Below are 6,577 nucleotides of genomic sequence, written 5' to 3' on the forward strand. Positions count from 1 at the left end.
CGGCCCGGCCTCCGGCGCGGCGGCCGACGGCCCTGCGGCCCCCGGGCTAGGCGGCACGCGGGCGGCGGCGGGGCAGGACCGGGGCCTCCCGGCCGGTCCCTGCCCGCACGCTCCGCTCCCCGGCGGACGACTCCGACGCCGCGCCACCCTCGTGGTAGTCCTCCTCGACGTTGACCGCCCACACGTCGTGCGCGGTCCCGTCGGCGATGTTCTCGACGGTGAGCATCGCCGTCACCATCGAGTGGTCCTGGTTGTTGTACTTGTGCATGCCGTTGCGGCCGACCGGGTGCACGTTCGGCACCGCCTCGGCCAGCCAGGCGCGGATGACGTCGACCCGCTCGTCGTAGCCCGCGTCATAGACCGGGTAGGCCTTGGGCATCCGCACGACGAAGCCGCGCTCCACCCGGTCACCGTCCACCAGGCCGAGCGCGACCAGCTCACGGGTCGCCAGCTCGACCAGCGCGTCGTCGTCGCTCTCCCAGAGGTCGTCGCCCTCGTCGACGAAGTACTCCAGCCCCAGGCAGGTCCGCCCGTCCTTGACGAGGAACGGCGACCAGCTGCCGAAGTTCTGGATCCGGCCGACCCGGACCTCGGGCGAGTGGATGTAGATCCAGTTGTCGGGGAAGCCGGCCTCCTGGGGCACGACCAGGGCGACGGTGAGGAAGTCCCGGTGGGACAGCCCCTCGGCGGCCTCGCGGACGTGCGGCGGCGCCGGCGGGTCCATCGCGAGGACCAGCTCGGGCAGCGGCATGGAGGAGATCACGTGGTCGGCCGGGATGCGCCGGTCGGCCTCGGCGGGGTGCGGGCCGGGCCCGTCCGAGCGGGTCGTGACCGCCACCGCGCCCGTCTCGTCGCGGTGCACCGTGGTGCAGCGGGCGCCGAAGTGCACCAGGCCCCCGGCCTCCTGCACCTTCTCCAGCGTCCGCTCCCACATCAGCCCCGGGCCGGTCCGCGGGTACTGGAAGCGGTCGATGAGCGTGGTGATCTGCGGCCCCGAGTGGGGGCGCAGCGCGTGCACCACCGCCCGCCACAGGTCGAGGTCCTTGATCCGCTGCGCGGCCCAGTCCGCCTGGATCTCGGTGGCCGGGATGCCCCACACCTTCTCGGTGTAGGTCTTGAAGAAGATGCCGTACAGCCGCCGCCCGAAGCGCGCGGTCACCCAGCCCTCGAAGTGGCTCTGGTCGCGCGGGGGCCGCAGCCGCGCCGCCACGTAGGACGCCAGGCAGCGCACGGCCTCCACCGGGCCGAGGCCGCGCAGGGCGTTGAGCGGCCGCAGCGGGTAGTCGAACAGCCGGCCGGCATAGTGGATGCGCGACAGCCGGGGCCGGGAGAGGAACTCGTCGTCCTCGAGCATCTCGTGCCACCACCGCTCGACGGCCGGCACCTTCGTGAAGAAACGGTGGCCGCCGATGTCGAAGCGCCAGCCGTCCCGCTCCACCGTGCGGCTGATGCCCCCGACGACGGTGTCCGCCTCGAGCACGGTCACCGGCAGGCCGCGGCTGGTGAGCTCGTGCGCGGCGGTGAGGCCGGCCGGCCCCGCTCCGACGACGACGGTGTGTGGTCCGGTCTCCGCCTGTGGTCCGCGCACGCGTCCTCCGCCTCGTCCCTGCCCCGCAGGGCTCCGCTGCCAGCTCCCCCGGCAGCGACCGCACCGCCCTACCCCGGACCGATGCGGAGGAAAACCAGCTCAGCCGGTGCCCTCCACACCCGACGGGCGCCCGTCGCCCGCCGCACTCCCGACGGCCCGCCACACCGTCACCGACCCGGTCGGGACGGAGGTCGCGACGGGTCGGTAGTGGGCGGCGAGCTCGGCGAGGACGGCCCGGGTCCGCTCCGATCCTCGGACCTCCGGCGCCGCCCGGTCCAGCCCCAGGACGACGACGTAGTCGAGGTCACCGCGGACCGCGGGGAGGTCGACGGCCGGCGGGATGCGCTCCAGGCCACCCTGCTCGGGGTCCAGCCGGCCGCGCAGGGAGCCCTCCGGGAACTCCACCTGGAAGTACGCCTCGACGGCCTCGTAGTGGCCCAGGTCCACAGATCCGCTGCGCACGGCCAGCCGGCTCGACTCGTGGCGCAGCGGATCGGGGGTGCCGTGCTCGGGTGCGACCGCCGAGCGGCTGTACTGCAGGACGACCAGGGTCGACCCGGGCGCGATGGCGCCGGACACCGACAGGAGCTCGTCCACCTCGGCGGCCGCCGCGGCCTGCGCCGGCCACCGGGCCAGGGCGCCGGCCGACGCCGACACCACGAGGACGGCGGCCAGGACGGCGGCGAGCACCCGCCCCGGCGGACGGGTCGCCGCCCACAACGCCAGGAACAGCGGCGGGAACCACGCCAGCCGGCCGACCAGGAACCCGAAGTCGGGTCCCAGGCGCTCGGGCGTCAGGCAGACGGCGAGCAGCGCGCCGGCCAGCAGCACGCCCAGGGCCCCCCGGTCGGCCCGGGAGCCGTCCTGGTCGGCGCGGGTGCGGCGCAGTGCCAGCAGCGCGAGCACCACGAGCGCCGCCGTCCCGAGGAGCGCCGCGGTGCGCCCCAGGTCCGGGACGCCGTCGACCCCCCAACCGGTCAGGAAGGGGCGCTCACCGCGCAGCAGCGTCCCGACACGCTCCAGCGAGGGCTCCCCCTCCGGCGTCGCCGGCGGCCCGTCGCCCGTGGCCAGGTAGGCGGCGGTGAGCACTCCGCCCGGCGCCACGGCGAGCCCGGGTGGGAGGACGTGCCGCCGGACGGCGGGGAGGACCGGCGTCCCGCCCCGCACGTCCGCCGTGGCGCGGGTGACCGCGAGCAGGAGGGCCCCGCCCGTGCCGACCACCCACGGCAGCAGGTGCGCCGTCCAGGTCAGCAGGGACACGACGGTGAGGGCGAGGACCCCGCGCGGGGACCACCCCGACCGGCGGCGGAGGGCGACGCCCAGGACGAGCAGCGACCCGATGACGCCGAGCGCGAAGTTGTAGAAGCCGTAGGAGAGCAGGTGGCTGCTCCCGTACAGCAGCCCCGCCGCGCCCAGCCACCCGGCCCGCCGGGACACCCCCCGGGCGGCGTACGCCAGCGCCGCCACCAGGCCGGCGACGATCCCGGCCACCAGCAGCCGCTCGGCGGCGTCCGGCCCGACCACCTGCAGCAACCCGGTCAGCAGCAGGGTGGCGAGCATGTTGGGCACCGGGGACAGGTCGACCCGGTACTGCTCCCGGAGCACCTCCCCGACGCTCCCGTCGTCCCCGCGGTGGACCAGTGCCCAGGCTCCGGCGACGTGCGCCGGGCCGTCCTGGCTCAGGACGGTCGGGAAGGCCACCAGCGGCGCCAGCTGCACCGTCAGGCCCGCGACCAGCAGGGCCGCGAGCAGCGCCGTCCGGACCGTCCACGGCCCCCTCCAGGGCCTCCCCGAGCCTGCAAGGGGGGCCAGGAGGGGGTCCTTCATCAGGCGGCGCGGCGGGCGGTCCAGCGTCCGTCGGCTCGCTGGACCTGCAGCGCCAGCCCGAAGGTCTCCGACAGCGCCTCCTGGGTGAGCACCTGCTCCACCGGCCCGGCGGCCACCACCTGGCCGGCGCGCAGCAGCAGCGCGTGGGTGTAGCCCGGTGGGATCTCCTCGACGTGGTGGGTGACCAGGACCTGCGCGGGGGCGTAGAGGTAGCGCGCCAGGTCCGACAGCCGGCTGACGAGGTCCTCGCGGCCGCCGAGGTCCAGCCCGGCGCCGGGCTCGTCGAGCAGCAGCAGCTCGGGGTCGGGCATGAGCGCGCGGGCGATCTGGACCCGCTTGCGCTCGCCCTCGCTCAAGGTGCCGAACGGCCGGTGGGCCATCGGCGAGACGCCCCACTGCTGCATGAGCATCGCCGCGCGGGTGAGGTCGTGGACGTCGTAGCGCTCGCGCCACCGGCCGACCACCGCGTACCCGGCCGAGAGGACCACGTCGCCGGTGCGCTCGGAGGGCTCGATGCGCTGGGCCAGCGCGGCGCTGGTCAGCCCGATCCGCGGCCGCAGCTCGAAGACGTCGACCGCGCCGAGGGTCTCCCCCAGCAGCGTGACGGTGCCGCGGGTGGGGTGCATGTGGGCGGCGGCCAGCTGCAGCAGCGTCGTCTTGCCCGCGCCGTTGGGCCCGAGCACCACCCAGCGCTGGTCCTCGTGCACCGCCCAGTCGATCCCCCGGAGCAGGTGCGCCTGCCCTCGGACGACGTCCACACCGCGCATCTCGACGACCGGCTCCCTCGACACCCCTCCATCCAACCAACCCGCCCGTCCCGACCGACGTGCCACCCGACCGGCGCCGGTCCTGTCAGGATCGACCCGTGCGCAGCAGCCCGGACGCCGTCGAGGTCTGGCCCGGCTCCCCCAGCCCCCTGGGTGCCTCCTGGGACGGGACCGGCACGAACTTCGCCCTGTGGTCGGGCGGCGCGCAGGCGGTGGACCTGTGCCTGTTCGACACCGACGGCACCGAGCACCGCCACCGGCTGCAGGAGACCACCCACCAGGTGTGGCACGGCCGGCTGCCCGGCATCGGGCCCGGCCAGCGCTACGGCTACCGGGTGCACGGCGGCTACGACCCCGGCTCGGGGCTGCGGTACAACCCGGCCAAGCTGCTGCTGGACCCCTACGCCCGGGCGGTCGACGGCGAGCTCACCCTCGACCCGGCGCTGTTCGGCTTCGCGGACGCCCCCGGCGAGGACCGGCGCGGCGACGGGCCGCCCGACCTGCACGACTCCGCGCCGTTCGTGCCGCGCGGCGTGGTGGTGCACGACCCGTTCCCCTGGGACGGCGACCGGCGGCCGGGCACGCCGTGGGCGGACACCGTGATCTACGAGGTGCACGTCAAGGGCGCGACCATGAACTGGCCGGACGTCCCGCCCGCGCTGCGCGGCACCTACGCGGGCCTGGCGCACCCGGCGTTCGTGGCCCACCTGCAGGCGCTGGGCGTGACCGCGATCGAGCTGCTGCCGGTGCACCACTTCGTCAGCGAGCCGCACCTGCTGCGCCGCGGCCTCACCAACTACTGGGGCTACAACACCCTCGGGTACTTCGCCCCGCACGCGGCCTACAGCTCTTCGGGCACCGCGGGGCAGCAGGTGACCGAGTTCAAGGCGATGGTCAAGACGCTGCACGCCGCCGGCATCGAGGTCATCCTCGACGTCGTCTACAACCACACCGCCGAGGGCGACCACACCGGGCCGACCCTGTCGTTCAAGGGCATCGACAACGGCGGGTACTACCGGCTCGACGGCGGCGACCCGTCCCGCTACACCGACTACACCGGCTGCGGGAACACCCTCGACGTCCGCCGTCCCCCGGTGCTGGCCCTGCTCATGGACTCGCTGCGCTACTGGGTCACCGAGATGCACGTCGACGGCTTCCGGTTCGACCTCGCCGCCGCGCTGGCCCGCTCGATGCACGACGTGGACCGGCTGTCGGCGTTCTTCGACGTCGTCCACCAGGACCCGGTGGTCAGCCAGGTGAAGCTCATCGCCGAGCCGTGGGACGTCGGCGAGGGCGGCTACCAGGTCGGGAACTTCCCGCCGCTGTGGACCGAGTGGAACGGGAAGTACCGCGACACCGTCCGGGACGTGTGGTCCGGGGCGCACGTGGGGGTCCGCGACCTCGCCTACCGGCTCACCGGCTCCTCGGACCTGTACCGCTCCGACGGGCGCCGGCCGTTCGCCAGCATCAACTTCGTCACCGCACACGACGGCTTCACCCTCGCCGACCTGGTCACCTACCAGCGCAAGCGCAACGAGGCCAACGGCGAGGACAACCGGGACGGCGAGAGCCACAACCGCAACTGGAACTGCGGTGTGGAGGGCCCCACCGACGACCCGGAGGTCACCGCGCTGCGGGCCCGGCAGGTGCGCAACCACCTGGCCACTCTGCTGCTGTCGACCGGGGTGCCCATGCTCACCGCCGGCGACGAGCTCGGCCGGACCCAGCAGGGCAACAACAACGCCTACTGCCAGGACAACGAGATCTCCTGGATCGACTGGAAGTCCCTCGACGAGGACCTGTTCGCCTTCGTCTCCCGGCTGGTGGCCCTGCGGCGGTCCTCCCCCGTCCTGCGGCAGGAGGCGTTCTTCGAGGGCCACGAGATCCCGGGCACCGGCGGCACCCGCGACCTGGCGTGGTTCCACCCCGCCGGGCACCAGCTGAGCACCGCGGACTGGTTCGACGTCGGGCTGCAGACGATCGGGATGTACCTCGACGGCCGCGGGATCCGGCACAGGGACCAGCGCGGCCGCCCCGTGCAGGACGACTCCTACCTGGTGCAGCTGCACGCCGGCCCGGCTCCGGTGAGCGTGCACCTGCCCGGCCCGCCGTGGGCCGACGGCTACGAGTTCGTCGTCTCGACGGAGTACGCCACCGGCGCGCCGCCGCGCCCGGCCGTGGTCGCCCCCGGGCCGCTGGAGATGCCGGCGCGCACCGTGTGGCTGCTGCGGGTGCTGCGCCGGCCCTGAGCCCCTGGGTCGCGGGCCGCGAGCCCGCCGTTGCGGGTGTTCCTCGTGGGGGGGGGGGGGGGGGGGGGGGGGGGGGGGGGGGGGGGGGGGGGGGGGGGGGGGGGGGGGGGCGGGCGGGGGGGGGCCGCCGCGGCGGGGGTGGGGGG

General features: G+C 75.1%; 4 protein-coding genes. 1 reads left to right on the forward strand and 3 read right to left on the reverse strand.

Going from position 1 to position 6,577, the window contains the following annotated elements; translation table 11 throughout:
- Positions 1–46: 46 nt before the first annotated feature.
- The 3 genes from ACI79I_RS20995 to ACI79I_RS21005 all read right to left on the reverse strand — a co-directional run bounded on the left by ACI79I_RS20995 (position 47) and on the right by ACI79I_RS21005 (position 4,206).
- The gene (locus tag ACI79I_RS20995) at positions 47–1,588 is read right to left on the reverse strand and encodes an NAD(P)/FAD-dependent oxidoreductase (protein ID WP_456994257.1); all 1,542 of its coding nucleotides are present in this window, start codon (positions 1,586–1,588) and stop codon (positions 47–49) included.
- Between the two features lie 99 nt (positions 1,589–1,687).
- Positions 1,688–3,415, reverse strand: a complete 1,728-nt coding sequence (locus ACI79I_RS21000; protein ID WP_456994258.1) for a hypothetical protein — start codon at positions 3,413–3,415, stop codon at positions 1,688–1,690.
- Positions 3,415–4,206 (reverse strand): ABC transporter ATP-binding protein, encoded by a 792-nt coding sequence (locus tag ACI79I_RS21005; RefSeq protein WP_456994259.1) that lies wholly within the window; start codon positions 4,204–4,206, stop codon positions 3,415–3,417. The genes ACI79I_RS21000 and ACI79I_RS21005 overlap by 1 nt, the downstream gene beginning before the upstream one ends.
- A 74-nt stretch (positions 4,207–4,280) precedes the next feature.
- Here ACI79I_RS21005 and glgX point away from each other — a divergent pair, with 74 nt between their 5' ends.
- Positions 4,281–6,431: a glycogen debranching protein GlgX gene (gene glgX, locus ACI79I_RS21010; protein ID WP_456994260.1), complete on the forward strand. Its 2,151-nt coding sequence runs from the start codon at positions 4,281–4,283 to the stop codon at positions 6,429–6,431.
- Positions 6,432–6,577: the final 146 nt, after the last annotated feature.

Source organism: Geodermatophilus sp. SYSU D01105 (assembly GCF_054050095.1).